The 25,541-nt window shown below is 47.8% G+C and carries 26 protein-coding genes and 3 pseudogenes; 26 read left to right on the top strand and 3 right to left on the bottom strand.

Features of this window, described 5'->3' with window-relative positions:
- Nucleotides 1-123: 123 nt before the first annotated feature.
- Nucleotides 124-591, bottom strand: coding sequence for a hypothetical protein (locus tag AACU94_RS18775; RefSeq protein WP_135490043.1), 468 nt, complete (start codon nt 589-591; stop codon nt 124-126).
- A gap of 368 nt (nt 592-959) precedes the next feature.
- Here AACU94_RS18775 and AACU94_RS18770 point away from each other — a divergent pair, with 368 nt between their 5' ends.
- The 15 genes and pseudogenes from AACU94_RS18770 (at nt 960) to AACU94_RS18700 (ending at nt 14,285) form a co-directional block, all read left to right on the top strand.
- Nucleotides 960-1,271: an integrative conjugative element protein, RAQPRD family gene (locus AACU94_RS18770; RefSeq protein WP_135490042.1), complete on the top strand. Its 312-nt coding sequence runs from the start codon at nt 960-962 to the stop codon at nt 1,269-1,271.
- On the top strand, nt 1,268-1,504 hold the full coding sequence (locus AACU94_RS18765) for a TIGR03758 family integrating conjugative element protein (RefSeq protein WP_135490041.1): 237 nt from the start codon (nt 1,268-1,270) through the stop codon (nt 1,502-1,504). Before AACU94_RS18770 ends, AACU94_RS18765 begins: the two co-directional genes overlap by 4 nt.
- A 27-nt stretch (nt 1,505-1,531) precedes the next feature.
- Nucleotides 1,532-1,903: a TIGR03745 family integrating conjugative element membrane protein gene (locus AACU94_RS18760; RefSeq protein WP_135490040.1), complete on the top strand. Its 372-nt coding sequence runs from the start codon at nt 1,532-1,534 to the stop codon at nt 1,901-1,903.
- A 9-nt stretch (nt 1,904-1,912) separates the two neighbouring features.
- Nucleotides 1,913-2,293: a TIGR03750 family conjugal transfer protein gene (locus AACU94_RS18755; RefSeq protein WP_135490039.1), complete on the top strand. Its 381-nt coding sequence runs from the start codon at nt 1,913-1,915 to the stop codon at nt 2,291-2,293.
- Complete coding sequence (locus tag AACU94_RS18750; protein ID WP_135490038.1) at nt 2,286-2,942, top strand: PFL_4703 family integrating conjugative element protein; 657 nt, start codon at nt 2,286-2,288, stop codon at nt 2,940-2,942. Before AACU94_RS18755 ends, AACU94_RS18750 begins: the two co-directional genes overlap by 8 nt.
- Entirely contained in the window at nt 2,942-3,817 is an 876-nt protein-coding gene (locus AACU94_RS18745; RefSeq protein ID WP_135490037.1) for a TIGR03749 family integrating conjugative element protein, read from the top strand. Before AACU94_RS18750 ends, AACU94_RS18745 begins: the two co-directional genes overlap by 1 nt.
- A pseudogene (locus AACU94_RS18740) lies at nt 3,807-5,272 on the top strand (TIGR03752 family integrating conjugative element protein). The gene AACU94_RS18745 and the pseudogene AACU94_RS18740 overlap by 11 nt, the downstream one beginning before the upstream one ends.
- A 9-nt stretch (nt 5,273-5,281) precedes the next feature.
- On the top strand, nt 5,282-5,680 hold the full coding sequence (locus AACU94_RS18735; RefSeq protein ID WP_135490036.1) for a TIGR03751 family conjugal transfer lipoprotein: 399 nt from the start codon (nt 5,282-5,284) through the stop codon (nt 5,678-5,680).
- Nucleotides 5,677-8,450 (top strand): annotated as a pseudogene (locus AACU94_RS18730) (conjugative transfer ATPase). Before AACU94_RS18735 ends, AACU94_RS18730 begins: the two are co-directional and overlap by 4 nt.
- Nucleotides 8,447-8,830 (top strand): hypothetical protein, encoded by a 384-nt coding sequence (locus AACU94_RS18725; protein ID WP_135490035.1) that lies wholly within the window; start codon nt 8,447-8,449, stop codon nt 8,828-8,830. Before AACU94_RS18730 ends, AACU94_RS18725 begins: the two are co-directional and overlap by 4 nt.
- Nucleotides 8,831-9,601: 771 nt before the next feature.
- Nucleotides 9,602-10,009 (top strand): TIGR03757 family integrating conjugative element protein, encoded by a 408-nt coding sequence (locus AACU94_RS18720; protein ID WP_135490034.1) that lies wholly within the window; start codon nt 9,602-9,604, stop codon nt 10,007-10,009.
- Nucleotides 10,006-10,992 (top strand): TIGR03756 family integrating conjugative element protein, encoded by a 987-nt coding sequence (locus AACU94_RS18715; protein WP_087901627.1) that lies wholly within the window; start codon nt 10,006-10,008, stop codon nt 10,990-10,992. Before AACU94_RS18720 ends, AACU94_RS18715 begins: the two co-directional genes overlap by 4 nt.
- Before the next feature lie 17 nt (nt 10,993-11,009).
- On the top strand, nt 11,010-12,422 hold the full coding sequence (locus AACU94_RS18710; protein WP_135487867.1) for an integrating conjugative element protein: 1,413 nt from the start codon (nt 11,010-11,012) through the stop codon (nt 12,420-12,422).
- Nucleotide 12,423: 1 nt separating this feature from the next.
- A complete protein-coding gene (locus tag AACU94_RS18705; RefSeq protein WP_135487868.1) occupies nt 12,424-12,756 on the top strand; it encodes a hypothetical protein in 333 nt (110 codons plus the stop codon).
- Nucleotides 12,756-14,285: a conjugal transfer protein TraG N-terminal domain-containing protein gene (locus tag AACU94_RS18700; protein WP_135490033.1), complete on the top strand. Its 1,530-nt coding sequence runs from the start codon at nt 12,756-12,758 to the stop codon at nt 14,283-14,285. Before AACU94_RS18705 ends, AACU94_RS18700 begins: the two co-directional genes overlap by 1 nt.
- 43 nt (nt 14,286-14,328) lie before the next feature.
- On the opposite strand, the gene AACU94_RS18695 is transcribed toward AACU94_RS18700, so the two are convergent.
- Nucleotides 14,329-14,559: a hypothetical protein gene (locus tag AACU94_RS18695; protein ID WP_135490032.1), complete on the bottom strand. Its 231-nt coding sequence runs from the start codon at nt 14,557-14,559 to the stop codon at nt 14,329-14,331.
- Nucleotides 14,560-14,573: 14 nt separating this feature from the next.
- Nucleotides 14,574-15,026, bottom strand: a complete 453-nt coding sequence (locus tag AACU94_RS18690) for a cold shock domain-containing protein (protein WP_135490031.1) — start codon at nt 15,024-15,026, stop codon at nt 14,574-14,576.
- A gap of 1,031 nt (nt 15,027-16,057) precedes the next feature.
- Between AACU94_RS18690 and AACU94_RS18685 the strand changes: the two genes are divergently transcribed.
- The 11 genes and pseudogenes from AACU94_RS18685 (at nt 16,058) to AACU94_RS18635 (ending at nt 25,487) form a co-directional block, all read left to right on the top strand.
- On the top strand, nt 16,058-16,948 hold the full coding sequence (locus AACU94_RS18685; protein WP_135490030.1) for an integrase domain-containing protein: 891 nt from the start codon (nt 16,058-16,060) through the stop codon (nt 16,946-16,948).
- Nucleotides 16,949-17,265: 317 nt separating this feature from the next.
- Nucleotides 17,266-17,547: a hypothetical protein gene (locus AACU94_RS18680; protein WP_079497156.1), complete on the top strand. Its 282-nt coding sequence runs from the start codon at nt 17,266-17,268 to the stop codon at nt 17,545-17,547.
- A 3-nt stretch (nt 17,548-17,550) separates the two neighbouring features.
- Entirely contained in the window at nt 17,551-17,730 is a 180-nt protein-coding gene (locus AACU94_RS18675; RefSeq protein WP_135490029.1) for a DUF7706 family protein, read from the top strand.
- A 91-nt stretch (nt 17,731-17,821) separates the two neighbouring features.
- The gene (locus AACU94_RS18670; RefSeq protein ID WP_240726516.1) at nt 17,822-18,562 is read left to right on the top strand and encodes an antirestriction protein; all 741 of its coding nucleotides are present in this window, start codon (nt 17,822-17,824) and stop codon (nt 18,560-18,562) included.
- Between the two features lie 81 nt (nt 18,563-18,643).
- Complete coding sequence (locus tag AACU94_RS18665; RefSeq protein WP_135490028.1) at nt 18,644-19,579, top strand: ArdC family protein; 936 nt, start codon at nt 18,644-18,646, stop codon at nt 19,577-19,579.
- Nucleotides 19,580-20,268: 689 nt separating this feature from the next.
- Nucleotides 20,269-20,586, top strand: a complete 318-nt coding sequence (locus AACU94_RS18660) for a PapB/FocB family fimbrial expression transcriptional regulator (RefSeq protein ID WP_135487875.1) — start codon at nt 20,269-20,271, stop codon at nt 20,584-20,586.
- 112 nt (nt 20,587-20,698) lie between these two features.
- Nucleotides 20,699-21,217, top strand: a complete 519-nt coding sequence (locus tag AACU94_RS18655; protein WP_135490027.1) for a fimbrial protein — start codon at nt 20,699-20,701, stop codon at nt 21,215-21,217.
- Between the two features lie 84 nt (nt 21,218-21,301).
- Nucleotides 21,302-23,707, top strand: a complete 2,406-nt coding sequence (gene pefC, locus AACU94_RS18650; RefSeq protein ID WP_135490026.1) for a PefC/AfrB family outer membrane usher protein — start codon at nt 21,302-21,304, stop codon at nt 23,705-23,707.
- Nucleotides 23,700-24,393, top strand: a pseudogene (locus AACU94_RS18645) (fimbrial chaperone). Before pefC ends, AACU94_RS18645 begins: the two are co-directional and overlap by 8 nt.
- A complete protein-coding gene (locus AACU94_RS18640) occupies nt 24,380-24,910 on the top strand; it encodes a fimbrial protein (protein ID WP_135490025.1) in 531 nt (176 codons plus the stop codon). Before AACU94_RS18645 ends, AACU94_RS18640 begins: the two are co-directional and overlap by 14 nt.
- 7 nt (nt 24,911-24,917) lie before the next feature.
- A complete protein-coding gene (locus AACU94_RS18635; RefSeq protein WP_135410524.1) occupies nt 24,918-25,487 on the top strand; it encodes a hypothetical protein in 570 nt (189 codons plus the stop codon).
- Nucleotides 25,488-25,541 lie beyond the last annotated feature (54 nt).

The raw sequence follows: 25,541 nt of genomic DNA, 5'->3' as shown, positions 1-25,541 counted from the left end.
GCAGAGAGTGGTTGGCTCCCTGCCTTTAATTACGAGTGGAAAAGTAAAAAAGCCGATGTTAAGTCGGTTTTTTTACGTCTGGTAGGTTATGTGATTTTTATCTATCAGTTACTTTGTAAATGGCTAACCAATTGTTATATATAGGGAGATGAATGAATAAATAGCACCTGCTATAGCAAGGAAAAGACTGATACGGGCAATTCGTTTTTCTGAACGAAAACTTTTTTCTTTTGAAAGATATAATTCACTCAATGACTTTGAAAGCTGCAAAACGATCTCTTTATTTCCATCAGAAATATTTTGTAGCGTTGTAAGCTGTAGCTTTATATTTTCTGGCAATTCTGAAAAAGGATCCTGCTTTTTATGCCAGTCAATAATTTCTCTAATTTTTACTAGATTAAGGGTGTCTTGGTCTGGGGCATTGAGATAATAATCAAAAACCCGGTTAAGAGAGTGTTGTATATTTATTTTCCCAATAGGCCACCGCTCAGCGAGTATATAGATATCATTATTTTGGATTTTATTTTTCTCTATCCCATTTTTGATGCCTGTCTCAAAACGTTTTTTTCCACAAATCTGTGATGACATCATTTAATATATAAGTAAAAAAATAATAGCGGCTATTGCTATTATCGCTGTTGATAGTATCAGTGCTAATGTGGTTTGTGCCATATTGTGACTCTCTTAATAATTTAAGACCGTTATCATTTTATGCATTTTATCAAGCTCTCCCCCACACTAGAATAGCAAGTTAGCGCGTCTTTCTGGTGTGGGGGAGAGCCTTGCCGGGAGAGCAAGCTTGCTTGCGCCGGGGTGGCAAAGAACCCCGATGGCGCATTATGCGCCACGCCTTACCCCTTCCGTAATTTTCAAAATTCCACTTCTGTTTTCTTACTGCCTGATATAGCGCTTTTCGCCACTCTCCCTTCGTACATGCAACCGCATTGAAGGAGGTTTACATGCGCATGACACAACCCCGGGCATGGTGCCTTTTGGGGATTCTGCTGGCATCGGGCGCTCAGGCCACTGAGTCTGACGAGCTGGCGCTGGTAATGAAACAGCTGGACCAGGTGCAGGCTGCTCTGGAACGCGCCCGTGTTGTCGCCGTTCAGGATGGGCAGAACGGACGCTTTTATTTCGATTATCTGCTAGCAACTCAGGACATCAAGTCCATTCGTCAGGGGATTAGCGTTTACCTGGAGCCTTCCCGCGCACAACCAGTGCCTTCAGCATCTCTTACTGGTCAGTACCGGATGGAGCGCCGTCCGTGAACGATGCCCAACGCAACGCATTTAAAGTTGCCAGCGGTAACGCTGACCCCGCGATGCTGAGCAAATTGTTTATTGGTGCTCTACTGGCGCTGTTGATTTTGTGGGTGGGGTGGGGATTTGTGCATGTTTATCGTGGCTATGCCGCTCGTCATGTCACTGAGCAATCAATGATGCGTTTTGCCATTCGGGCAGTCCTTCTCATCATCATCAGTATTTATCTCTTTGCCAGCTAATCTGGCCGTTCTTATAAGGAAATAACTATGTATTGCTTTGCATTATCTTCTCTGCGTTTTTCTTTTCGACTCTGGTGTGCGCGGGTTCTGACGGTTTCCCTGACCGGAATTTCTGCGGCGCGGGCAGGTTTGCCAACCATTGAGGGCCCCAAAAGCAGCACTGACAGCTCTTTCGTTGGTCAGTTCTACGGATATATCAATGATGGTGTCGTGTTGGCGGGGTTAGTTCTTGCAGCTTGTTCCATGCTGGCCGTGGGGAATGCAATTATCGCAACTTTTTCTGAAGTTCGTGATGGCAAAGCAACATGGGGCAAGTTTGGGATGCTGGTTGTTGTTGGGGTCATTCTGATTGTCACTGTTATCTGGCTGGCATCCAAAGCCGCGACAATCCTGCTTTGAGGATAGTGTATGGCGACTATCGAATTTATGCCTGACCGGCTTAATGCTGAGCCGGTGGTATTTCGTGGATTCACCACGCCGGAACTGGGATTTACTGCGCTGTTCAGCGTCTTGGGCGGCCTCGTGGTCGCCATACCGGTTCTACCCTTTCTCGGCTGGATAGCCTTTCCGACAGTGGCACTGCTGATGCCGTTGGTCACGGTTATTTTTGGTGGCCGATTAATGGCGCGCTTCAAACGGGGCAAACCGGAAAACTATCTCTATTGCAGGCTGGATCTGCTGTTTACTCAGTTTGGTCTGGGAACAAAAGGGCTGATTCTAAACAGTCAGGTACTGGCGTTACGCCGCCTGAGTCCTGTAGTTCGCCGTCAGGAGGCTACACATGAGTAAGTTTAAAAATGCCCTGAATGCTCGCGATAACCATATCCGGACGCTCCGCGCTGCATGTGGGATTATGTTGGTGCTGTTAGTGTTGTCCATGCTTGGCTGGATGATGTCTCCGCGCAATCTGACCATTCACAATCCCCCCGATCTCCGCTCCGGCAGCTCCCGTCCGTGGTGGGAAATCCCTCCCTCAACGGTGTATGCCTTCAGCTTTTATATTTTCCAGCAACTGAACAGCTGGCCGAAGGATGGTGATACCGATTATCCGTACCGCATCACCACATTATCGGCCTACCTGACACCCACCTGTGAAGAACTGCTGCGTAAGGATGCTAAGCAGCGTAAGGACCTGGGTGAATCGCGGGATCGCGTGCGCGGCGTGTCGGAGATCCCTGAACGAGGCTACCGGGATGACAGTGTCACCATTATTGACCGCGATAACTGGCAGGTTCGTCTGGATTTAGTCACCGATGAATATGTTAACTCCGAGCCGGTTAAACGCTCGCTGGTGCGCTATCCGCTGAAGGTGGTGCGCTGGGATAAAAATCCGGAAGCCAACCCGTTTGGTCTGGCGCTGGATTGTCTCTCGGAAGCGCCGCAGCGTCTGGAAGCGGCCCCAGTGGTTAAGGAAGAGAAAAAGGGAGTGTTTAACTGATGAGATTACGACGATTTTTGCTGTCACTGGTTTGCCTTGCCACATTACCAGTACAGGCGGTTGAATTGGTGAAGTGGGAACGTATTCCGCTGCCAGTGGCCCTGCATGTTGGTCAGGAGCGTATTGTGTTTGTGAACCGCAATGTGCGCGTGGGATTTCCACCTGAGCTGAAAGGAAAATTGCGCGTTCAAAGTACAGGTGGCGCGGTATACCTGCAACCGGGTGCGCACTTTGCCCGCACGCGTCTGGTGCTTCAGGATGTGGAAAACGGTGAGATGATCCTGCTGGATATCAGTGCCGAAGACGGGAAAAGCGTACTGGAGCCGGTAAGCCTGGTCTATCAGGGGGACGTCTCCAGTTCGACAGGAAACGGTGATGTTGCAGTGGCAGACAATAAAACCGCTACCACCGACGAACGACAGTCCGCATCGAAACCGAAAGAGAAAAAATCCACCACGCCGCTGCCGGTGGCCTTAACCCGCTATGCCGCGCAAAGTCTCTACGCACCGTCACGGACGATTGAGCCGTTGCCCGGTGTGCATTCCATTTCGCTGGCACTACCGGAGAAGCTGACGTCATTACTTCCATCAGAGTCCGTTGAGGTAAAACCGCTGGCTGCATGGGCATTGCAGGGCTACAGCGTGGTGGCGCTTACCCTGCGTAATCAGCGCCAGGAGAAAGTTGTTCTCGATCCGCGTCGTTTTCAGGGAAATTTCTACAGCGCCACGTTCCAGCATCGCTGGCTGGGCGCAGGCGGAACGCCGGAAGATACCACAACGGTGTATCTGGTGACTAAAGGGCGTCCTGATGCCGCGTTTCTTCCTGAGCCAGTGAAGGCGAAAGCAGGTAAAGGAGGGAAGGTCGATGCAGATTAAATCGAATACCCTGCTGAAGGTCATCGTGCCGGTGGTGTTGCTGTCGGCAGTCATGATCGGCGTGAAGTCCTGCGGTGGTTCAAAACACACTCAGGATTCAGCAGATAACGCCACCGTAGCCGACCTGACTCAGGAAGAGTTGCGTATCCTCGGCATCGAGGGCGATACGCCGCAGGATACGCTACGAACGCTGGTTGGACGTATTAAAACAATTCAGACGAATCAGGAAAATCTGGAGAAACAGAATGCGGCACTGGCAGAAGAAAATGCCCGATTGCAAAACAAGGGCAACAACGTGGACGGACGCATCAATGACGCAGTGAATGCCGCCAAACAGGAGAGTACCCAGGCGCAGCAAAAACTTCAGGCTGAACAGCAGCGGCTGGCTGGCCTGCTGGAATCACTGAAAATACCGTTCCCGGCCCGGGAACGGGCAGCAACATTTCCGCAGGCAGTGACTTACCTGTCGGGCTGGGGCTGGAAGATGCAGGGCAGGCCGAAATGGTGGCGCAGGGCACGGTCTGGATTGAACCGCAGGATGGTGTACAACTGGATCGTAACGGTAAACCGATCACCGGTGCGGCTGCTGCAACCAATGGTACTGGCACATTCCAGTTTCCTACGGCGTTCGGTGGACTAAATGACAACGAGATCACTCGCCAGAAAGCCGAACTGGATCGCGTTGCTAAAAACCAGCAGGCCATTGAGGAAACCGAACAGCCGGTGTATACCCTGCCGGAAAATTCCACGCTGGTCGGCAGTCAGGCGATGACTGCCCTGCTGGGGCGAGTGCCGATTGATGGTAAAGTCACTGATCCCTATCCCTTCAAAGTACTTATCGGTAAAGAGAACCTGACCGCTAACGGCATTGAGCTGCCGGACGTAGAAGGCGCGATTGCGTCCGGTACGGCCACTGGCGACTGGGTGTTGTCCTGTGTACGTGGTGAAGTCCACTCCATAACCTTTGTCTTCACTGACGGCACGGTACGCACGGTGCCGCAGTCGGCAAAATCCAGTGACGGCAGTAACGGCAAATCGAATGGTGGCAGTATCGGCTGGCTGTCCGATGAACACGGCATTCCCTGTCTGTCCGGCGATCGTAAAAGCAATGCTTCAACCTACCTCCCTACGCTATTTGCCCTTTCGGCAGCCGGCGCAGCGTCTGAAGCGATGTCGGAAAGCCAGACCACGACCACCACTGATGGGGCGTCAATTACCAGTACGCTGACCGGCAGCGCCGGACAGGCTGCGCTGGGCAAGGCGTTATCAGGCGGCACGAACGAGCTGACAGAATGGGTGAAAGCGCGATATGGCCAGATGTTTGATGCGATTTACGTGCCTCCTGGCGCACAGGTTGCCGTGCATATCACCCGTCAGATCCCGATTGATTATGAAGAGAAGGGCCGCAAGGTCAAATACGATTTTGATATCAGCCAGTCACACGAACTGGATTAAGGAGACGCCATGAAAGGATACTTGCTTGTGCTGGTCGCGTTATTACTGGTCGGATGCAGCACATCTAAAGATGAAATATTGCCACCTGGTGACGGCACGATGCTGGATTTGTGGCAGAACAAAGCCAGTATTGCCCGGACCACGACGGAGGCCCGGAGCGTACTCCGTCGGGGACTGACCGATACGGAAATGACGACCCGTCAGACACTGGAAGAGAGCTATACCCGCGATGCGCAAAATGAAATTCAGCAACTTTTCCCGCGACTGCCTAACCCGGATATGGTGATTTATATCTACCCGCATATGGCGGGCAATGAGCCTGCGCCGGTGCCGGGTTATAGCTCGGTCTTCTCTTTCTACAGCCGGGTGCAGTATGCATTGCCGGGTGAACGGCTGGAGGCGCTTTGATGTTCAGTTTGTTTACGAAAAAAAAGCAGCCGCAGCCCGCTACTGGTGAACCATCCGGTCCGGAGCTGAAAAAGAGCGGCAGACTGACGCAGGATGGTGTGTGTTCGCTGTATCCCAATAACGCATCGTTTATCGATTTCCTGCCGTGGGTGGAATACCTGCCGGAAAGCCAGAGTTTGCTGCTCGATGATGGAGTTTCGGTGGGCGCCGTATTTGAAGTGGTGCCGGTCGGAACCGAAGGGCGCACCGGCGAACGCCTGGAAGAGATCCGCGACATCGTTGAGGATGCGCTTCAGGACAGCTTTGACGAGCGCGACAGTCACCCGTGGGTCATCCAGTTCTTCTGTCAGGACGAAACTGACGTGACAGAGTACATCGATAGGCTGCGTGGCTATGTCAAACCGTGGGCGCAGGGAACGGCATTCACCAACGCATATATGAATGAGATGGAATGCCATATGCGCGGTATTGCCGTACCTAAAGGGCTGTTTATCGACAAAGCGATTACAGGTGCGCCGTGGCGCGGCCAGCAGCGTCGTACCCGGATGGTCATTTATCGCTATGTGAACCCGGGAGCGAACGAACCATATTCGCCGGAAGAGCAACTGAATCAGGTTTGCGAGCGGCTATCTTCTGCGTTAGCGGGGGCGGGAATAGTGACTTCCCGGCAGAACGGCGAGCAGATCCACGCCTGGCTGCTGCGCTGGTTTAACCCTGAGCCGGACTGGGTGGATAAGGAGACTCTGTATCGCACGGCGGCACATGTTGACACCCGCAACGGCGAGCTGCCGGTACTTAACGATTTCAGTGAAACCCTGATGTTTACGCCACCTCGTTCTGACGTTGAGAATGGTGTGTGGTGGTTTGATGAGCGACCGCATAAAGCGGTGACAATTGACCGCATCCGTCGGGCGCCCTCGGTCGGCCATCTGACCGGCGAAACCCGCAAAGGGAGAACATCAACGCGCTGATGGACTTGCTGCCGGAAGGAACGGTGATTTCCCTTACGATAGTCGTGCAACCGCAGGACGTGCTGGAAGAACGCTTCAACCATCTGGCGAAAAACGCGATTGGTGAAAACACTGAGTCCGAACGCGTCCGGGCCGATGCTGATACAGCAAAAAGTTATCTGGGTGAACGGCATAAACTATATCGCGCCAGCATGACGTTCTTTCTCTCCGGTGAATCTCTGAAAACGCTGAACAGTCGCCAGCGCGACCTGACGGCTATCCTCCTTAACGCTGGTTTGCAGCCGGTGAAACCAGAATATGATGTTGCGCCGCTGAATAGCTATCTCCGGGCGCTGCCGATGTGCTTTAACCCGACGCTAGACAAGAAGAATTGGTACACTCGCCTGACGTTTGTTCAGCATATGGCAAATATGCTGCCGGTGTTTGGTCGTGACACCGGCACCGGTCATCCGGGCTTCACCTTCTTTAACCGGGGCGGAGCGCCGCTGACCTTCGATCCGCTTAACAGTTCCGACCGTTCCAAAAATGCGCATCTGGTACTGTTTGGCCCGACAGGTTCCGGTAAGTCCGCGACGCTTAACAGCCTCTTTGCTCAACTGATGGCGATTCACCGGCCCCGTCTGTTTATTGCTGAAGCCGGTAACTCGTTTGGTCTGTTTGCAGACTACTGCGCGGAGCTGGAGTTATCGGTGAATAAGATCAGCATCAAACCGGGTTGCGGTATCTCGCTGGCCCCGTTTGCCGATGCGTACAAGCTAATTGAAGCGCCGGTGAAAAACGTTGACGAGAGCGAACTGAGTGAGCGTATCGAGGTGGAGGAAACGGATGACGGCGACGCAGAGGAAGAGCGCGATATCCTGGGCGAACTGGAGATTGTTGCCCGTCTGATGATCACCGGTGGTGAGGCGAAAGAAGAGGCGCGGCTGGAACGTGCCGACCGGGGCATGATGCGAGAGGCGATTCTGGCCAGTGCGCGTAAAGCCTGGAATGAAGACAGGCAGATGATCACCGCCGACCTTCAGGATGCGTTTTACGCCTTCGCGAAGGATGAATCACGTCCTGAAGTTCGCCGTGCCCGGGCGCAGAATATGGGCGAGTCATTGGGTGTATTTATGCAGGGCTTCCTGGGCGAGCTATTTAACCGACCGGGACAGAACTGGCCGGAAGCGGATGTTACGTTGATTGACCTGGGTACGCTGGCGCGTGAAGGCTATGAAGCACCACTGGCGGTGGCTTATACATCCATGGTTAACACCATCAATAACATCGCCGAACGTGACCAGTTTCTGGACCGGGAAATCGTCTTCCCTACCGATGAGGCGCATATGATCACCACGAACTCGCTGCTGGCCCCGTATGTGGTTAAGGTGGTGAAGATGTGGCGTAAGCTCGGCGCGTGGTTATGGCTGGCAACGCAGAACCTGGAAGACTTCCCGGCCACGGCCAAGAAGATGCTCAATATGATTGAGTGGTGGCTGTGTCTGGTGATGCCCCCGGAAGAGGTGGAAGAGATCGCTCGTTTTAAAAAGCTCACCGCAGAGCAAAAAGCGATGCTGCTTTCTGCAACTAAAACGCCGCGCTGCTACACCGAAGGCGTGGTACTGGCAAGTCGTATCGAGGCGCTGTTCCGGGCTGTACCGCCAAGCCTGTATCTGGCTCTGGGGATGACAGAGAAAGATGAGAAGGCGGCACGCAGGGCGCTGATGGTTGAATACGGTATCAGCGAGCTGGATGCGGCGAAGCGTATTGCACAGCAACTGGATATCGCCCGTGGTATTACCACGAAGGAGGCAGCATGATGCGATTCAGATCCACCGTGCTGGACGTGGTGGACGGTAATATTTCCACTACCAGCGTGTTGTTTGATGCGCCGCCACAGGGTAATCCGCGAATCAGCCAGCACCATCATGCACAACTGGAGGAATTATGCCGCCAGATCCGTCAGCAGGTAGGGGAGAAGGCGACGTTTACTTATTCTCCTCATCGCGTGGCCGGGCATAACTGCCTGGCTGTTCAGGTGGTGGGGAAATCAGGCATGGTTAATCTGCTGCTGACGGTCACCGGCAGTCTGCGCTGGCCGGTGGCGGAGGATTATGAACATGCGCCACGCTGGTATATCAATGTGCCTGATGCGGTGGATGTGGTTTATCTGGTAATAGCGTTAGTGAGAGAATTATAGCAAATAAGCTCTAGTGAAACGAGAACTGGAGCTTATTAAACATATAGTTATATGAATTCACCATCAATGTTTACTGATGCTGAACCATTGGTATCGTAAGGGACACTAACAGTTACTCTTTTACCAGATTCTGTTTCTACATGGATGGAATAGGTTGTGTTAAAGAACCATTAACGTGAAGGACCTCAATACTGAAATTGCCAGTCATTAAAGACCTACGTCGTAAGTATGAATGACTTTAGGGGCATCTTGGTATTCCTGATGAGTGCTGAGATATTCTCTAATTTGCACAGCAGCATTTCCCGAAGCCATTAGGGAGCCGCTTACAACGTATGGGCCACAGTGTGGGCAACGAAATGCCGAACCGTCCAGATTACCATGCACAAAAGCACCTTCTGGTTGCCCAGTTGTATTATTGGTTGAGATTGTATGTTTTAGGTCATTCGACCCAATCTCATAGAATATTCCGCTAGATACTGGAATATCAGCAGCATGACACACGAAGCAATTTGCTCTACGAGACCAGTCTAAGCGATCAAGATCTAATACCGAATTGGCTGTTTGAGTAGTCAAAATATATCCTTTGCAGTGAATAAATAACCATTTATTAACGGGCTGTTGCTACTAAGTTTAGAGTCTTAGACCCCTTGAAACTATCGGCCAATCGACCAGTATTGTTTTGAAAAATTTCAAAAAGCAGTAAAGAGTTGTTTGCTGCCTTTCATTTTGATCCCGCGCACCCTGTGATTTTCCCCCTCACAGGAGTGCGTTATGAGACCTTCTAAGTTCCTGATTTTGTTGCTGTCCGTTGCTGCTCAGGCACCGGCAGCAACCGTTGTTTACACCGACAGCCACCATCCCCCATTAAATACTGTAAATACTGCCAGCGAACAGGTGGTTTACCTGGATGCGCCGGATACCGTTCAGCGGCACCTGTTTGGTGAGTTGCCTTCTGATCCAGTGCAGGCAGAACAGGTTGCAAAAACCATCATCCATTCACCAGACTGGCAGCAAAAACAACAGCAAATAACACAGGCATATCAGGGCGTTTTACAGGCGTACAGTCTTAAACTGGAGAAATACCCTGCCGTGGTATTTGACAACAGCTATGTAGTTTATGGAACGGCAGATGTGGCGGTAGCTCAGGCAAGTCTTACTAAGTTCAGGGAGGCACAATGAGTTTAAGTCGAATTCGTCAAAACCGGCTGGCTCTTGCACTGATTGTCGGATGGGCAACACAACCTTTTACTGTTGGAGCTGTGACTTCTGCAATCACCTCTGCGCAAATCATCGCCAGTGCACTATCACCTCAATGCATGGAGTATAAAGTCGTTGGCATTTGCTATTGGTTATTCTGTACTCCCGTAGGCTGTACGGTAAAAACATCGGTAAAAGTGCATCACTTTATTCCTAATGCGGTAGTTTCCAGCTACAACGAGGCCGGTGGAAATCCCTGGGTTGAAGTTGCATTTATGGGACCAGTGCTTCCTGGCATTGCCGACGGTGGTGGTGCGAATGAACAAAAACGCTCTAGACGCAAAGACAACTTGCATTTCAAGAATGCCGATGCGATCGGCCATCCTGCGTTAGCATCTCCAGCATTTAATAACTTCACGGGGCAAATGGGGTACACCTGCGCAAGTTCTGCCACACCGATGATGCCGTACCTCCTGAGTACTCTGGATGCTGTGGTATGGCGGTCCGGGCTTCCAGAATCATTTTTCCCGGAAGCTATTACACCGGGATTGCGTGAAATAGGCTCAACCGTTGCCGGGAGCATGTGGGGGAATGTTTATCCGCGTAGTGGGTTTGTGACACAGACAAATGACTATAAAGCTGCTGCGGTCGTAGCACAGCGGGCGGCAGATATTATTACCCGAGTTGGTCAGTTGCATGTATATCAACCAATGGTGGATATGCCTAAACCGGGTTACTGGCCTCCATTTCCGGTCCTGGAGAATACGGGGATGCGTAACCACAAATGGCAGCGTTTGACTCCGATGCCATCTATGACCTGCGCCGTATTTCCTGACATCACAGAGATTACCAATATAAATCCACTTTCACTGGACGGTAATTATGCCTGGGCGCTATGGCAACCCTACAGTTGTTGTAAGCAAATGGGGCAAACCTTTCTCTACAGCACCGGCGCAGCTATTTAATTACAAGGAAAGTTATTATGAACAAAAATTTTATTTTGAGCGGTGTTTTATTGGCAAATATTACCCTGAGTACTCCAGCACAGGCTGTATTTGATCTGGACAATGAATTTATTAATCAAGATAACAGTAAGGGAATAAAAGGAGCAGTTAATGATAACTTATTTTATACAATTGGTGGCGGGACGGTAATATCGCAGCCGCCCAGCAATAACAATATGGAAAAAATCAGTATGGGCATCAACTGGGACAGCGACTTTATGTGCGGTAATTTTGATGTAACTACCACAGTTAAAAATCAGCTGAATGGTGTGACGAATGGCTTCAAAGATATGATGGGAACGGTAATTACAGGTGCTACCGGAGCTGTTGCTAGTTTGCCCGCTATGGTTTTACAAAGAGCGAATCCAGGTTTATATGAATTACTGTCCAATGGCATTTTACAGGCAACCGTTGCTTTCGATAAAGCACAGTTGAATTGCCAAAACATGGCAACAAAAATGACTGACTTTGCTTACTCAAGCAAATGGACACAGGCGTCTATTGGTGAAGAATTCAAAAAAATAGTCTCTATAACTCCGGACGCGGTAGCGGCTGATAATCAATTAAAAACCACTACTGGTAAAGAAGGTGTGAAATGGATCGGGGGGCAGAAACGTGGTGGCAGTGGGCAAAAAGCGATAAGGCCGACGCATGACATGGCAAAAGCTGGATTCAATATTCTAAATAAGCAACCAGTAACCAGTAGTGGGGGGGTAAGTGGATCTGCTTGTAATGGATCTCTGTGCAAAAAATATAAAACCAGTGAGGAGGCGGCAGAAGCCGTCGTGAAAGTGCTGGGTGACCGGGCTATTCGAACATGTACAGAAGCCAGTGAGTGCAGTAGTGGTGGTGTAGAAAACGAAGCGGGAGCATCAACTGCTGGCGTTGGTTTTTCTCCGATGCTGGAGGAAACCACAAAAGAAAATACGGAAACGCTAGCGAAGCTGGTAAACGGGAACTTGGCTCCAAATGCCTCCAACCTGGCAAAACTTAAATCAGGTGATTTGACCGTTACCCGAGGTGTGATTCAGGCACTGAAGGATGACCCGGATAACGCTGCATTAGTACAACGACTTGCCAGCGAACTGGCTATGGCAGATACGATTTCTACTGCTCTGGGAATGCGCCGTATGTTGATGGCAGGCCAGGCTGAACCAAACGCGGCGGATCAAACAATGGCACTCACCGAGTCTGATCGTCGCCTTGAGTTTCTGGATCGCGAAGTTCAGGCGCTGAAGAATGAGATGGAGATACGAAAGGCAATCAGCAATAACACATTGCTTGTTGCCCTAAGCCGCCAGGAAAGTCGCGAGGCGGACAATGGGTTACGCCAGTCTGCACATCAGAATGACGATGCCATACAGAATCTTAATGAAAAGGTGGAGGAATGATATGGACATCATTCGTAAACCACTCTGGCAACGAATCGTGCGGATTATGCTGCTCTGCGTTACTGCCATTCTGGTGCTGGGAGGCTTAAGTTTCATCCTTCTGCATTTTGTCGGCAGTGAGGCAGAACTCCGGGCATGGCTACGCCAGATAAAAACGCCGCTCCTGCTCTGGAGGCTGGTGCTGTATACGGTTATCGCGTTTTTCTGGCTGCACCGTGTCCGGGGCTATCTGCTAAGTCACTGTACCCGCCGCTTTCAGGTATACCGGCTGGAAATCATGACGGTGTGCCTGTTTGTGATGATTGAAATCACCTGCTCGCGTTGGGGAATGTGATGACAGCTGATAGCTACCTTGAAATGGTGCTGGTTCTGATGGGCTGGCTGATCAATAACGCGCTGTGGACGATTATTACCACCACCGGGATTTTTGCCATCCCGCTGGCATTCAAAATAGCGGGCGTCTGGCTGAAGGTTAGGGAAGAGGGGGACGACGAAGGTAACAAAGGGGCGCTGGCATTACCGCGTATGGAGCATGTCATTTATGTCGCCTTTGTGGTGATCATGTTTTGTGCGATGCCGATACAGGACGTTGATATCTCGACGATGAAGTTTGATCGCACTCGTTCTTCACAGTGCGGCGTGAACGTGCCTAAACCGGATGAGTCCGGCTATGGGCCATTAATTGCTGAGCTTAACGGCCAGACTGCGAAAATCCCGGCATGGTGGTATCTGGTACATTCGCTATCGAAAGGGATTACACACGCCGCGATAGCCTCTATTCCCTGTGGCAATGACTTCCGGACACTGCGTTTTGAAGTGCAGCATACGAAATTAATTGATCCTGTAATCAGGCAGGAAGTTCAGGATTTTGCCAGACAGTGTTATGCAAAAGCATATTACAAACTCAAAAACAGTAATCCAAAACTGACAGCGGTAACAGTTGATTCGGTTGGTTGGATTGGATCGAGTTATTTTCTTAATACTGGAGGATATTACGACTATTACACGTCAACAGAACCATTATCTGCATGGCCTTATAATGAAGGGCGTGACAGTGGTTACCCTGATGTTGGCCGAGGGGGGTATCCGACGTGCAAAGACTGGTGGAGCGCATCAGGGAAAGGGCTACAAAGTCGTCTGCTGAAAAACTTCGATGTCCGAACGATCAATATGATGAAGGCTAAATCCCCTAATAACTGGGAAGAAAGTCTGCTGCGCTGGCTGGTCAGCCCTCAGAATACGCAACTTTCCGGTGGTGGTGACACCTACATGATGGGCAATCAGCAGGGGCAAGGAACGGGTATCGATACGGGTATCAAACAGTTCCTGAGTGGGCTTGGGGCGCTGTCAGCACAGACCACTCAGCTACCGGCATTTGATGCTCTGCGGCAGGCGCTGCCGATGGTGCACAGCATTATATTGATGGCCCTGGTGATCAGCATTCCGCTGGTGATGCTCTTTGGTGCTTACGATCCGAAAGTGGTGGTCACCATTACGTTTGCGATGTTTGCGATAATTTTTGTTCCGTTCTGGTGGGAACTGGGTGGCTGGTTGGACGATAAGCTTATCCAGTTGCTGTACGCTAGCTATAAGGGGTATACCAACAACTTCAATAACTGGATTGCCAGCATCGGCTCGGATGGGTGGATTATGAATCTGGTGCTGGGAGCTATGTATGTGGTACTACCGATGTTCTGGTTTGGTGCTGTGAGTTGGAGTGGTGTGAATATAGGACAGGCGTTGTCTTCAGCAGTCGATAAAGCTAGTCAAGGATCGCAGCAAGCGGGAGCTAAGGGACCCGGTGTGGCTGGTGAGGTCGTTAAAACTGTAGCTACAAAAGGGGCTTCCAAAGCGAAAAAATAACCCCAAAAAGCAGGCAACGGAAAAGAAATCTTGTTGCCTGCTTCTATAAATCGTCATCAGAATAGATTCGTTGGTTGTTTTCACCATAGTTACCGTAGCCACTATGTCCATTTCTGTAACCTGCATGCAGTTCTTCGTCATCGGTTGAAGTAACAGCTTTGCTTCCGGCGACAGCAACAATAATCGAAAGGACCATCTTTATGGCTTCGGTTAGCCCATTGAAAAGTACAGACCAGATATCTGATTGGTGTGATGTTTTATTATTGTTTTTCATTCGGTTATTATCCATTATTTTTTCTTGCCTATAAATAAATTGAAAATCCATGCAATGACTTCAAATAACATAGCAATAGTAGAAAGGATAAAATCGAACAACTTTATGAATAAATCAAAGATGCTGCTTTTTTTAAAAACTTTTATTGTTCTCGCACAATATGGACATACTGTTTTTTGTGGTTCCCCTTGGTAAGTAATCATCCGTGGGAAAACTTTTTTATTACAACAGCGACAAAAATATAATCTATCATCATATGATGTATTCTTAGCCTTTTGGGTAATGATTACCTTCCTTGCTCGCTCGCCTTTTAGTGATATTTCAATTTCAAAGCTAACATTATTTCCTTTTTCAGGAACCAAGGCGCCGTTTATATCACTGACATGAAAATAATAGTCTTTGTTATTCTTGTCAGTGATGAATCCGTACCCTTTCTCTTCACTGAACCATTTTATTACACCATCCATTAATATGTCCCTATCAATGTCGCTATAAATCGAGATTAATAGATGCTGAAAATTAAAGCAATATATTGAAAGATCTCATCGAAAGATTTATTCTCCGGGCGTTACACTGTTGTCTCCGACAACAGCCAATGCTTCAACGCAAGCGGAACTGTGCCAGCGATTTGAGAGAAGCGCCTTCGGGTGATCGCAAGCCAATATCATAGGGAAAGAAGCGCGGCCTGAGACTGATGCCTTCGGGTGGCCGCAGCCAAAATCGTCGTAATCTGAGAGACGAAGCCTTCGGGCGATAACACCGTTTAACCTTTGAGAACGGCGATCGCGCAAGCGATAAAGGTACACTTCAACGCAGGGCAACGACGTCTGCCCGATATCCTTAAAGCTGTTTTTCCTTTGGGCTTACGTCCAGCTTATCCCGGCAACATTTGCGGCTCGTTGCTATGCCAATTGGAACATTTGGCATCTGCAAGAGCGGCATTTGGCGATGGGATATGTGCAGCGTCACTTGTGTAAGAGCGGTAGCGATACCAAGTGACGCTGCGCGAAAGGGCACCGTCTTAGCAGACGGAATGCGGTCTTTCAGCACCCTGTACAGTCTGACGCACACGTAGCCACGGCGATCGGACTGGGAAAATAGCATCTTTAAGCACACTTTTTAACCATAACGTCTTATCACGGAAGGCATCCATTCACGGAGAAACCATGAGCGTAGACGTATCAACTTCAGGAGAAAATTCGACTCGGTATCAATGGCAATGTCAGTGAAAGCTGACGTATGGAGGTAGTCTGACTAACGTCAGGACGGCATACGCCGCGAACAGCTCTGCGAGCTGGGGAACCTCGTAAAAACTCAACATGTTGTCACCCCGATGCACAGATACCAGTCGAGACGCAGGAAGCGCAAAACCTAACCGTGTCGTCGGGGCCAGATGTATCACTCATATTCTGTGTGAATATTCAGAATATAGATCGCGATCGTTTCCTTATTTTGGGAGAAGAGCTTGATCTGTATTTCTTAGTAAAGGAGGACAGGTATGTCTAAATTAAGTAAGCAGCTCGTCACGCTGGCAAGGCAGGGCGGTGGTGGGTTTAAAACTATTGCGGATCGTTCAAAGATCGCCACCCGTATAGCGGAAAGGATAGCTAAGTTAAATATTCAGATTCGGGACGTAAAGCATATAAAAACCCATCATATAGAGCTGTATGTGAAGAGTCGCCAGGCTGAAGGGATATCCAAAAGAACAATGCAGAATGAGATGGCCGCAATCAGAAATATTCTGACCGTTGCTGGTCGGACAAAACTTGCCGATCCTGGTCACGAGAAATTAAGTAATTCAGCTCTCGGATTATCTGATGCCAGTCGTGACGGTACTAAAGTCGCAATTAATAGCGAACGCTATCTCGCAGCGTTCGCTTATTCAGAGAAGCAAGACGTTGGCGTAGCAGCTGCAATGCAGGTTGCTCGTTGTTTTGGTCTGAGGACCGAAGAAGCGGTGCAATCTGTTAAATCACTAAAAACCTGGCAACGCGCATTATCGCGTGGTGATGATCGTGTCAGGATCGTATTTGGTACAAAAGGAGGACGTCCAAGAGACACGACAGTTATAGATCGCGATAAAATGCTAAACGCCGTCAATTATGCTTTGAAAATTGCTGCCGGAAATGATGGTAAGTTGGTTGATAAACCGGATCTGAAATCAGCGATTGATCGCTATCGAAATATTATCAGAGATGCGGGATTAGTGGGGAAATATGCACCTCATAGTCTGCGATATGCCTGGGCAGGTGAAGCAATGGAATATCATAAAAGTAAAGGTATGAGTGACGATGAGGCAAAAGCAATGGTGTCAATGGATCTGGGGCACGGTGATGGTCGGGGGCGTTATATTGAACGTGTCTATAATAAACCAGATATGGAGGATTAATTAAACCAGCTTGCCTCTGTGGAATATAAGCGATAGCATTTAAACGCTAACTCGTTGTCTCCGACAACAGCCAATGTCCCGTCCGGTAATCTGAGAGGGACGCCTTCGGGTGATTACCAGCCAAAATCGTCATGACCTGAGAGACGATGCCTTCGGGCGGTAACGCTGTTTAGCCTTTGAAAACAGCGGTCGCTTTCGCGATGAAGGTACACTTCTGACCACAGCGGATTTTCCGCTATCAATATTTTCACTCGCCCTAAGGGAACACGCTTCCCACAGGGGATCGGTGTTCCCTTTTTTACGTAAGGAATACACCGATGACTAATCGCTTATCTCTGGCATTTACGCCTGTTTCTATCACGCTCCCGGCCTGGGAACACGCTATTGAAGTGTTTGATTTTTCCCAGTGGGAACGTCGGCAATTTGCGCTGATTAAAGCCGCACAGGATGCCTGGAACCATCGTCCAGATCCCGACACTCAGCAGGTGACATTTTCACTGACACTATTTGTCCGTCTGGGAGGTGAGACTGCTGAACGGACGCAAAACTTTGTCGCCAGATATGTTGACGATGTGCTGGTTGTAACCCTGGGAGAATGAGAGATGACACTTCAGCTTGAACTGACTGACGACGAAGCGCTGGCATTATCGCATCTGACTCAATGTCTGACATGGAATACGATGCGTGACTTTGCCATGACTAACAGCGAATGCGATGAAATGCTTGATGCGATCCGGAAATTAGAAAAAACGTTGACGGAACACGGCTTCAGGCACCAATAAGGCTGTTTTGCTTAAAATCTTAACTTGACCCTTGCGGGGATTGATTTCCCGTCAGGGAGCAATCCCCGCCCTTAACCTGCGAGGATTTTTTATGGCAACGAAACAAACCATCCGGGTAACAGAACACTGTGATTTTGATTCTGTGTTCCATGAATTTATAAAATCTCGTCAACGCGAATCATTCTTTTATGATTGGGCTGATGAACTTAGTGTTGATTACTGTAATGCCGCTCCGGTTCGCTGGGAAGGTCGCGGATTGTCAAACAATAGCTTTTATACAGTGCCTATAGGGGCTTTGACGTATCGTGTCAGCGTGCCAGGAAATGGCTATGAAGGTGCAATGACTGCAGAGGCTTTTGGTATCACGTTGTCTTTATTGGCACTGGGAGAACTTTCCATCCTTAATGAAGATGACGAAGACATTCGTCTTTGCTTCGCTCTACGCGATTATGCACTAAAGCACGCTGAATCGGTCGAAATTATGGCTGCCTTATCCGGAGCTAGTTCCTTTTTAATGCTAGAGAAACTCTTTTCTATAGACGCTTTATGTGAGCTGGCAAATCTTGAGGGGGAATTGTTGACCGTTGCCGCATACGAGCGTCTGGGTCTTAAAATGGAACCAGATGAGAGTAATGTCACTGATAATCAGTGGCAGATTTCCAGGCTGGCCCGAACTTTTATAGAGGGATGTAATGGCGATTTATCACGCTATAAACATCCTTCATGTAAGGCTTTTTACGATGAAGTTATTAAACTGGCCAGGACAGTATGCCCAGGCGTTTGGGATTTTTCTTTTCAGGATGAACTGAATGAATGGTTAATAACTGATTAATTGGTTGATTTTTACTTTAACCCAACGGGGATTGTTCCCCGTCTGGGAGCCATTCCCGTTTTTTATTGATGGGAATGGCATATGACGAAGAAAACTACCAACCGCAAATCTGCCCCACGGCAGGATTTGTTCCAGACCGTAACCGACAAGATTATTACGGCGCTGGAGAACGGTACAGTACCCTGGCGTAAAGCATGGCAAACCGGAAAGGAGGGTTTGCCTGCTAATGCCATAACTGGCCGGAACTACAGCGGTATAAACGTGATGCTGTTATGGATCGATGCTGCCAATAAGGGATTTCATTCAAATCGCTGGCTGACGTTCAAACAGGCACTTGATGCCGGTGGGAGTGTCCGGAAAGGCGAAAAATCGACGCTGGTGACGCTGTTTAAACCGTTCCAGAAAGAGGCTACGGATAACAGCGGCCAGCCGATGTTTGATGAGAACGGCGAGATGGTTATGCAGGATCGCTGCTTTATGGCCAGCTTTCACCTTTTCAACGTTGAGCAGTGTGAAAAACTGCCTGACAACCTTTACCCGGAAATACCGGTTTTGCCCGACGTGAAACGCATTGCCCGGGCAGAGCAGATTGTAGCTTGTAGTGGTGTGCCAGTGAAGCATCGCTATCAGGATCGTGCGTATTACCGCCCGGGAGTTGACCACATTATGATGCCGGAAGCCGCTCAGTTTGATTCGGTGGAAGACTACTACAGTACGCTGTTGCATGAACTGGTGCATTCTACTGGGCATGTTTCTCGGCTGGCGAGAGACGGTATTGTTTCCACTTCGCGGAAGTTTGGCGATCCGGTTTATGGATTTGAAGAGCTGATAGCGGAGATGGGATCGGCCTTTCTGTGTGCTGAGCTTGGCATTCATGGTGACTTGCAACATGAGAGCTATATTGCCTCGTGGCTGCAAATGCTAAAAGAAGATAACCGGGCTGTATTTCGTGCCGCTCGTTTTTCGCGGGAAGCATTTGAATACCTGGTGTTGCGTGAGCAGGCGCTGGTGGCGTAGCCCACTTTACCAACGTTGATTTAATCAACCAGTCACTTCTCAGGGGAAACATTCCCCTGAGGGATGTTTCCCCTTTATTGACGAAAACATCCTTATGGAAAACCACATTTCCCATATCGCGTAATTTCACTCTTTGCTTAACTAGGCGGGCGCTATTACCGACGATATAAGGTAAACATAAAAAGTTCAGAAAACATACAATGCGTCATCGGGGAAGGAAGATTTCTTTAATTATGAGCCTACGACTTGTATCAGATGTTTAAAATGAAAGACTGATTTAGTAGTTATCTAACCTGATGATAATTCTTATACTTACTAATCGACTACCTAATAATAGGTAGTTTAGTGTGGAGGAGATAATTTCCCATCAGGGTTAATCGGAATTTTAGATAAGCTTTATATAAAATTTAGGTTATGTAAATGATAAAAATAGACAATTTATTGCCATATAAAAGACATTTCCAACTAATAAAACGAACAATGGTGCTATAAAATTTAAAGAAAATAGATTTTTAATCTATTTTCTTTATTTTTTTTGGTTTTTTATTCTGTTTTGTTTTATGCTTTTGGTCTTAGTAACCAAAGTTGATTGTTTTTTCAGCCGCTTTGGTTTGTTATTATTTAAAAAGAGGTCGGGTGGTACTTATTTTTTTGTTGCTTCTTTTTTTAGTGAAAAGAAAGGAGGGAGGGTGGAAGATCTTTCAGGTGGTTATTGTCGACATCGCTTCAGTTCAATTTTATCAAAGAAAAACACAGTCATACCAACAACAGAAATAAGTGAAGATAAATTCTGGTGTATTGTTGAGTTGTGTTCTATTCGTAGCGATAAAGTTATAAAGGCTTTGTATGATTATCTGGTTTTAAAACATCCAAGGAGCGTTAGTTGCAATAATAATGGAGTCAGCAATGGATATTTCGGAAGTTGTCTGGCAAGAGTGGAACATGTTATTCAGGTAGTTAATGAGTTATTCTCTCTCTGCAAAACGCCTGAAAATGAAGTAAATTAAGTGGTTTTATAAAATAAAGAAAACATACTTTCACAAATGTTTTATATGTGCGTGTTTTTGTAACACACATATAAAATCACCCAAGTAATGTCAACAATGGTAGTTTTAAGTTATGAATAAATTATATCCTGGTTCTCTTATCGCTCTGGTATTCGCGACTGCTACTGTTAACGCAGCACAGCAAAGCGAAGTTCATTTTTTTGGTAACGTTACATCCGTAACCTGCGATGTTGCTGTAAATAATGGCGGTAGCATGACGGATGTTATTCAGCTGGGCACTGTGGCTCCAAATGCAGAAAGCCAGACACCGACGGAATTCTCATTTAAACCCGTTAATCCAACACAGTGTGGTAACCTGGCAGGTAAGACTGCAACCATAACATGGTATGGCAACTTTGATGCCGAAGGCTTGAAAAATAGTACCGGTAAGGCTACCGACGCTGTCGTAAAACTGACAGCAATGAATGCACAAAACACAGCAAACACTCAGGTAACATCTTCTAATACCAGTATTGAATTTGATGCAAATAATGCTAATTCAGATGGTTTTAAATTCCAGGCAAAATTGAAAGGTGGAACCACCCCTGGCGATTATCAGGGCGTTGCTGCTTACGCAATAACTTATAACTAATCTCACCAATACCGCTGATGCTATTCATTAGCGGTATTAAAAACACCTTAAACAGATAACAAATATAAGCCGATGGAGGATGATATGAGCTTATCGCGACTACCAAAGATTTCTTTGTTAGCGATGAGTATTTATACGCATCTCGGATATGCTACGGACTTAAATCTGGATTTTATCCAGGGGACCAGCATAATTCCTTCGATTCTAAAATCTGATTATGCTTATCCTCAGGGACAATACAGTGTGGATGTATTTGTTAACAATGAAAAAACCGGTACGGCTGAGTTAAACATTACACCGGCAGATGAAAAAAACAATATGCTCTGTTTCTCTCCGGAATGGATAAACAGTGCAGGTGTAATGCTGGATGCCAGTAAATATGATGATGTTTATAACAGAGAAAAGAACTGTTATGAGCTGGCTAAAAAAAATCATACACAGGTAGTTTTTGATTACAGTGCGCAGAAACTGCTGCTTGATATTCCTCAGGCTTATCTGCTCAGTAAAAGTGACCCGTCACGATGGGATTACGGTGTTACCGGAGGACGGCTAAAGTATTATGCTAACTTCAATAAAACAACAAATGACAAATTAAATGCCTTCGGAAATTTTGACCTTGGTTTCAATGTCGGGCGATGGGTATTATCCAGTAATATTAACGTATCCCGCTCAGGAGGAGAAACAGAATTCACCTCCAGTGATATGACATTGTCCACGGCAATCAGTCAAATCCAGGGGGATTTATTACTGGGAAAATCGCAAACTCAGACAGAGTTATTTTCTGATTTTAATTTTTATGGCGTATCAGTTCGCTCTAACAGTAACATGCGCCCGTGGGAGGCACGCGGATATGCACCGGATATTTCGGGGATCGCTTCAGGCCCGTCACGGGTAACCGTGACCCAGAACGGCTATACGATTTATTCCCGCATGGTTCCGGCAGGCCCTTATCGTCTTGATGACCTTCGGCCAACCGGAAATGGCGATCTGGTTGTAACGTTAGAGGATGATAACGGGCATAAGACGGTTCAGGTTTATCCGGTCACTACTCTGCCGACGTTGTTAAGGCCAGGTGATTTCCAGTACGACTTTGCCATGGGTAAGAAAAATCAAAGTAATGAACTGAATAAGGCGTTCTCGTCGGATAACGGACTCTTCTGGCTGGGCAGTGTTGACTATGGTTTTTCCAGCGCAACGCTGAATTCGGCAATACTGTTAAACAATCGCTATCAGTCGGCAGGGATTGGCGTAACGAAACCGTTTGGTGAGCTGGGGGCGTTATCCCTGAGTGCCCAGACAGCTAAAGCCCGCTATAACAATGGGGATGAAAAGAAAGGCCAGAACGTCAGTGTCAAGTACGCCAAAAACTTTACAGACAGAACAGACCTGCAGCTTCTGACATATCGTTATCAGGACAAAGGGTATGTGGATTATGCAGAATTTGATCCCCATCGCACTTTTATTCACGGTAATCAGAAATCACGGTATGAGGCGCGTCTGTCTCATCGGTTTGATACGACTTATCTGAGTGGAGCGTGGTGGCACCAGAATTACTGGGACAGAGACGGGAGTGATACCGGGGCGACCTTGTCGCTGAGCACTTCAGCTTTTGATTCGGTATCTGTGTTCCTGAACGGTTCATATAACCGTTACGCAAATACTGATAAAGCGGATTATTCAGCGTCGGTGAGTGTCAGCATACCTTTTGACTTCAGGGGGATACAGCATTACGCCAGTAACAGTGTGGGATATAACCGGAGCAATGGTTCAACGTTCAATACAAGCATTTCAGCTTCAGTGAATGATCGCGTTAACTATAACCTCAATGCGGATATCAGTTCCCGTGGTCAGCGGGGCGCATCGGCATCGGCCAGCTATGCGTTTGACGCTGTTCAGACAAATATTGGAGTATCGCAGACACATTCGCGCCAGGGTGACGGACAGACCAGCTTCTCCGGAGGCATCTCCGGCTCTGTGTTAGGGACCCGCGAAACCGGACCTCTCTTTACAAAAGAGTCTTCCGATACTGTCGCTATTGTCAGCGTACCGGGTGTCAGTGGAATCAAGTTCAACAACTCCATGCCTACTGACCGAAATGGTAACACTGTAGTGTGGTTGTCCGGGTATGCAGAAAACAGCATTAACATTAACATGGAAAACGTCCCTGACGACATGGATTTCAGCACGACATCCTACAAAGTGGTTCCGACTGAAAAGGCGATGGTTTACCGAAAATTTGGTTTTGAGAACGTACTTCGTTACATCCTGCGTGTGAAGGATAAGCAGGGTAAATACCTTACAGGTGGTGAAGCCTCCACAGAACAGGGACTGAATGCCGGGTTTATATCCACAAACGGTGTTCTGCTAATGAATATGCTGACTGAACCAGAAAAGATCCGCATTGATATGGGAAATGGAATGCAGTGTCATTTTTCCATGAAAGGTTTACAGGCTAACACCAATAAAGTTCAGGAGATTCGTTGTGAATAAAGTAGCTAAAACGGCGATTGCAGTTGTGCTCTCATTCGCATTCTGTAGCCAGGCTATGGCTGCGTTTGTACTGAATGGGACGCGCTTCATTTATGATGAAAATAAAAAAAAATATTACCTTTGAAGTCACCAATAATGCCGGTCAGATGTATGGGGGGCAGGTATGGGTGGATAATACCAGTGAGGGAAATGGTATCTACATGGTTCCTCAGCCTCCTTTTTTTAAAGTCGGCGCAAAACAAAAACAGATTATCCGAATCATGAAAACAGATTCCTCATTACCCACAGACCGTGAATCGTTATTCTGGTTGAATGTACAGGAAGTACCGCCAAAACCAGATGTTAAAGAAAGCCATGGCAGTGTTCTGGCGATTGCGATGAACTCCAGAGTGAAGCTGATTTATCGTCCATCCGGTCTTAAGAACGGGAGGGAAAATGCTGAGAAGAAACTGACCATGGAGCAAAGGGGAGATAAAACCTGGATTAAAAACCCGACCCCCTACTATATGGCAATTGTCGGTGTGCAAACCAATGGCAGGGAGCTGAAACTCAGCGATAAGGTTACAAAAGAATTAACGCTGCTGGCACCCTTTAGCAGTGTATCTCTGGGGGTTAGTGTCCGTGGGAGCCTTAACATTGCCGCGATAAATGACTGGGGGGGAGTACAGAATTATGAAATTCATTAATCCTGTGCTGATAGCGGCATTATCTGTGAGTGTTGTCGGCTTTTCTGCGAATGTCCGGAGTGCAGATACCAAAACGGCCACATTTACCATTAATGCAACATTCACTGCCCCCAGTTGTGATATATCCATCCCAACGCAATTTTATAGCCTGGGAACATTAACACCGGGAGCAGCGAAAAAACACTCACCGCTTGAAATAAAGTGGGCATGCGCAGGGAATATACCAGTAAAGACGGCAATTAAAGGTTCTGTTTCACAGGGGCAACTGGAATCGTCGAATGATAAGCTGCAAATGTTGTTAACAAAGGACGGTAAGCCAAATGGAACATATTTATGGCTGGAGAACAATAATACGCCTGTAAAACTGACAGGGCTAGATTCTGATGCATTCTGCAGTGACAGTACCGCCGCAACCGGTGAGCGCCAGTGTGTCATTACACCGGTAACGGAAGTCCATAACACAGATCAGTTTGGTCCGGTTAAGGCTGCAGTGACATTTGAAGTTATATATCCATAATGTATTTATGATACAACAACGAATCATTATAGATGGTTTCTGTGAGTATGAGATGCTGGGGTTAAGCGCACTGCTGAAAGCAGAAAATTATGATGTCAGACTCAGGAAAGAAACCGAACCGACCAAAGGAGATATACTGATAATAGCGCTGAGTGCAGTGCCACTTTTGAACTGGTTGTCTTTATTCTCAATGTTCAGAGCATCTGATGATGTGCGCTACTGCAGGACAATATTTCTGGTTCCCGGACAGGTGAAAGAGATGCAACGATTATTTTCAACAATAAATATTGTCGACGGTTCCCTGCCGCTGGCAGTGTTGAAAGACAGTATTATAAAAACAGCAGGAGGGGGGCGGGATGAAGCGCCCACGCCCTTTTACATATATAAGAAAGAGTGTATGGACAGAATAAGTTTTCTTCAGAAACTATCCCGAAAACCATCAGCAAACAAAGACCGGAAGCATTATTACTGGCGCTCTCGCCTGTGTTCTCTTATGGGAGTTCCGAATGTTCATATATTATCCGTCATAGCACCGACCTGCACGACGTCATTTTTGATGAATATTCATGAAATGTGAGAGTTTCCGTCATGAATGATAAAAATGCATATCAGAGATATCCATGAATACGCA

The organism is Escherichia sp. E4702 (genome assembly GCF_963883545.1).
Taxonomy (GTDB): Bacteria; Pseudomonadota; Gammaproteobacteria; order Enterobacterales; family Enterobacteriaceae; genus Escherichia.
The sequence above is the reverse complement of the archived record's forward strand: the minus strand, read 5'-3'. Positions and strand labels throughout refer to the sequence as shown.

Excerpts from the sequence above, each read along its gene's own strand:
- AACU94_RS18655 (WP_135490027.1), top strand. The coding sequence starts at position 20,699 with ATGAATAAATTATATCCTGGTTCTCTTATCGCTCTGGTATTCGCGACT.
- AACU94_RS18725 (WP_135490035.1), top strand. The coding sequence starts at position 8,447 with ATGATGCGATTCAGATCCACCGTGCTGGACGTGGTGGACGGTAATATT.
- AACU94_RS18770 (WP_135490042.1), top strand. The coding sequence starts at position 960 with ATGCGCATGACACAACCCCGGGCATGGTGCCTTTTGGGGATTCTGCTG.
- AACU94_RS18755 (WP_135490039.1), top strand. The coding sequence starts at position 1,913 with ATGGCGACTATCGAATTTATGCCTGACCGGCTTAATGCTGAGCCGGTG.
- AACU94_RS18695 (WP_135490032.1), bottom strand. The coding sequence starts at position 14,559 with ATGAAAAACAATAATAAAACATCACACCAATCAGATATCTGGTCTGTA.
- pefC (WP_135490026.1), top strand. The coding sequence starts at position 21,302 with ATGAGCTTATCGCGACTACCAAAGATTTCTTTGTTAGCGATGAGTATT.
- AACU94_RS18705 (WP_135487868.1), top strand. The coding sequence starts at position 12,424 with ATGGACATCATTCGTAAACCACTCTGGCAACGAATCGTGCGGATTATG.
- AACU94_RS18700 (WP_135490033.1), top strand. The coding sequence starts at position 12,756 with ATGACAGCTGATAGCTACCTTGAAATGGTGCTGGTTCTGATGGGCTGG.
- AACU94_RS18670 (WP_240726516.1), top strand. The coding sequence starts at position 17,822 with ATGGCAACGAAACAAACCATCCGGGTAACAGAACACTGTGATTTTGAT.
- AACU94_RS18680 (WP_079497156.1), top strand. The coding sequence starts at position 17,266 with ATGACTAATCGCTTATCTCTGGCATTTACGCCTGTTTCTATCACGCTC.
- AACU94_RS18720 (WP_135490034.1), top strand. The coding sequence starts at position 9,602 with ATGAGACCTTCTAAGTTCCTGATTTTGTTGCTGTCCGTTGCTGCTCAG.
- AACU94_RS18715 (WP_087901627.1), top strand. The coding sequence starts at position 10,006 with ATGAGTTTAAGTCGAATTCGTCAAAACCGGCTGGCTCTTGCACTGATT.
- AACU94_RS18775 (WP_135490043.1), bottom strand. The coding sequence starts at position 591 with ATGATGTCATCACAGATTTGTGGAAAAAAACGTTTTGAGACAGGCATC.
- AACU94_RS18635 (WP_135410524.1), top strand. The coding sequence starts at position 24,918 with ATGATACAACAACGAATCATTATAGATGGTTTCTGTGAGTATGAGATG.
- AACU94_RS18760 (WP_135490040.1), top strand. The coding sequence starts at position 1,532 with ATGTATTGCTTTGCATTATCTTCTCTGCGTTTTTCTTTTCGACTCTGG.
- AACU94_RS18745 (WP_135490037.1), top strand. The coding sequence starts at position 2,942 with ATGAGATTACGACGATTTTTGCTGTCACTGGTTTGCCTTGCCACATTA.
- AACU94_RS18665 (WP_135490028.1), top strand. The coding sequence starts at position 18,644 with ATGACGAAGAAAACTACCAACCGCAAATCTGCCCCACGGCAGGATTTG.
- AACU94_RS18710 (WP_135487867.1), top strand. The coding sequence starts at position 11,010 with ATGAACAAAAATTTTATTTTGAGCGGTGTTTTATTGGCAAATATTACC.
- AACU94_RS18685 (WP_135490030.1), top strand. The coding sequence starts at position 16,058 with ATGTCTAAATTAAGTAAGCAGCTCGTCACGCTGGCAAGGCAGGGCGGT.
- AACU94_RS18690 (WP_135490031.1), bottom strand. The coding sequence starts at position 15,026 with ATGGATGGTGTAATAAAATGGTTCAGTGAAGAGAAAGGGTACGGATTC.
- AACU94_RS18675 (WP_135490029.1), top strand. The coding sequence starts at position 17,551 with ATGACACTTCAGCTTGAACTGACTGACGACGAAGCGCTGGCATTATCG.
- AACU94_RS18735 (WP_135490036.1), top strand. The coding sequence starts at position 5,282 with ATGAAAGGATACTTGCTTGTGCTGGTCGCGTTATTACTGGTCGGATGC.
- AACU94_RS18750 (WP_135490038.1), top strand. The coding sequence starts at position 2,286 with ATGAGTAAGTTTAAAAATGCCCTGAATGCTCGCGATAACCATATCCGG.
- AACU94_RS18640 (WP_135490025.1), top strand. The coding sequence starts at position 24,380 with ATGAAATTCATTAATCCTGTGCTGATAGCGGCATTATCTGTGAGTGTT.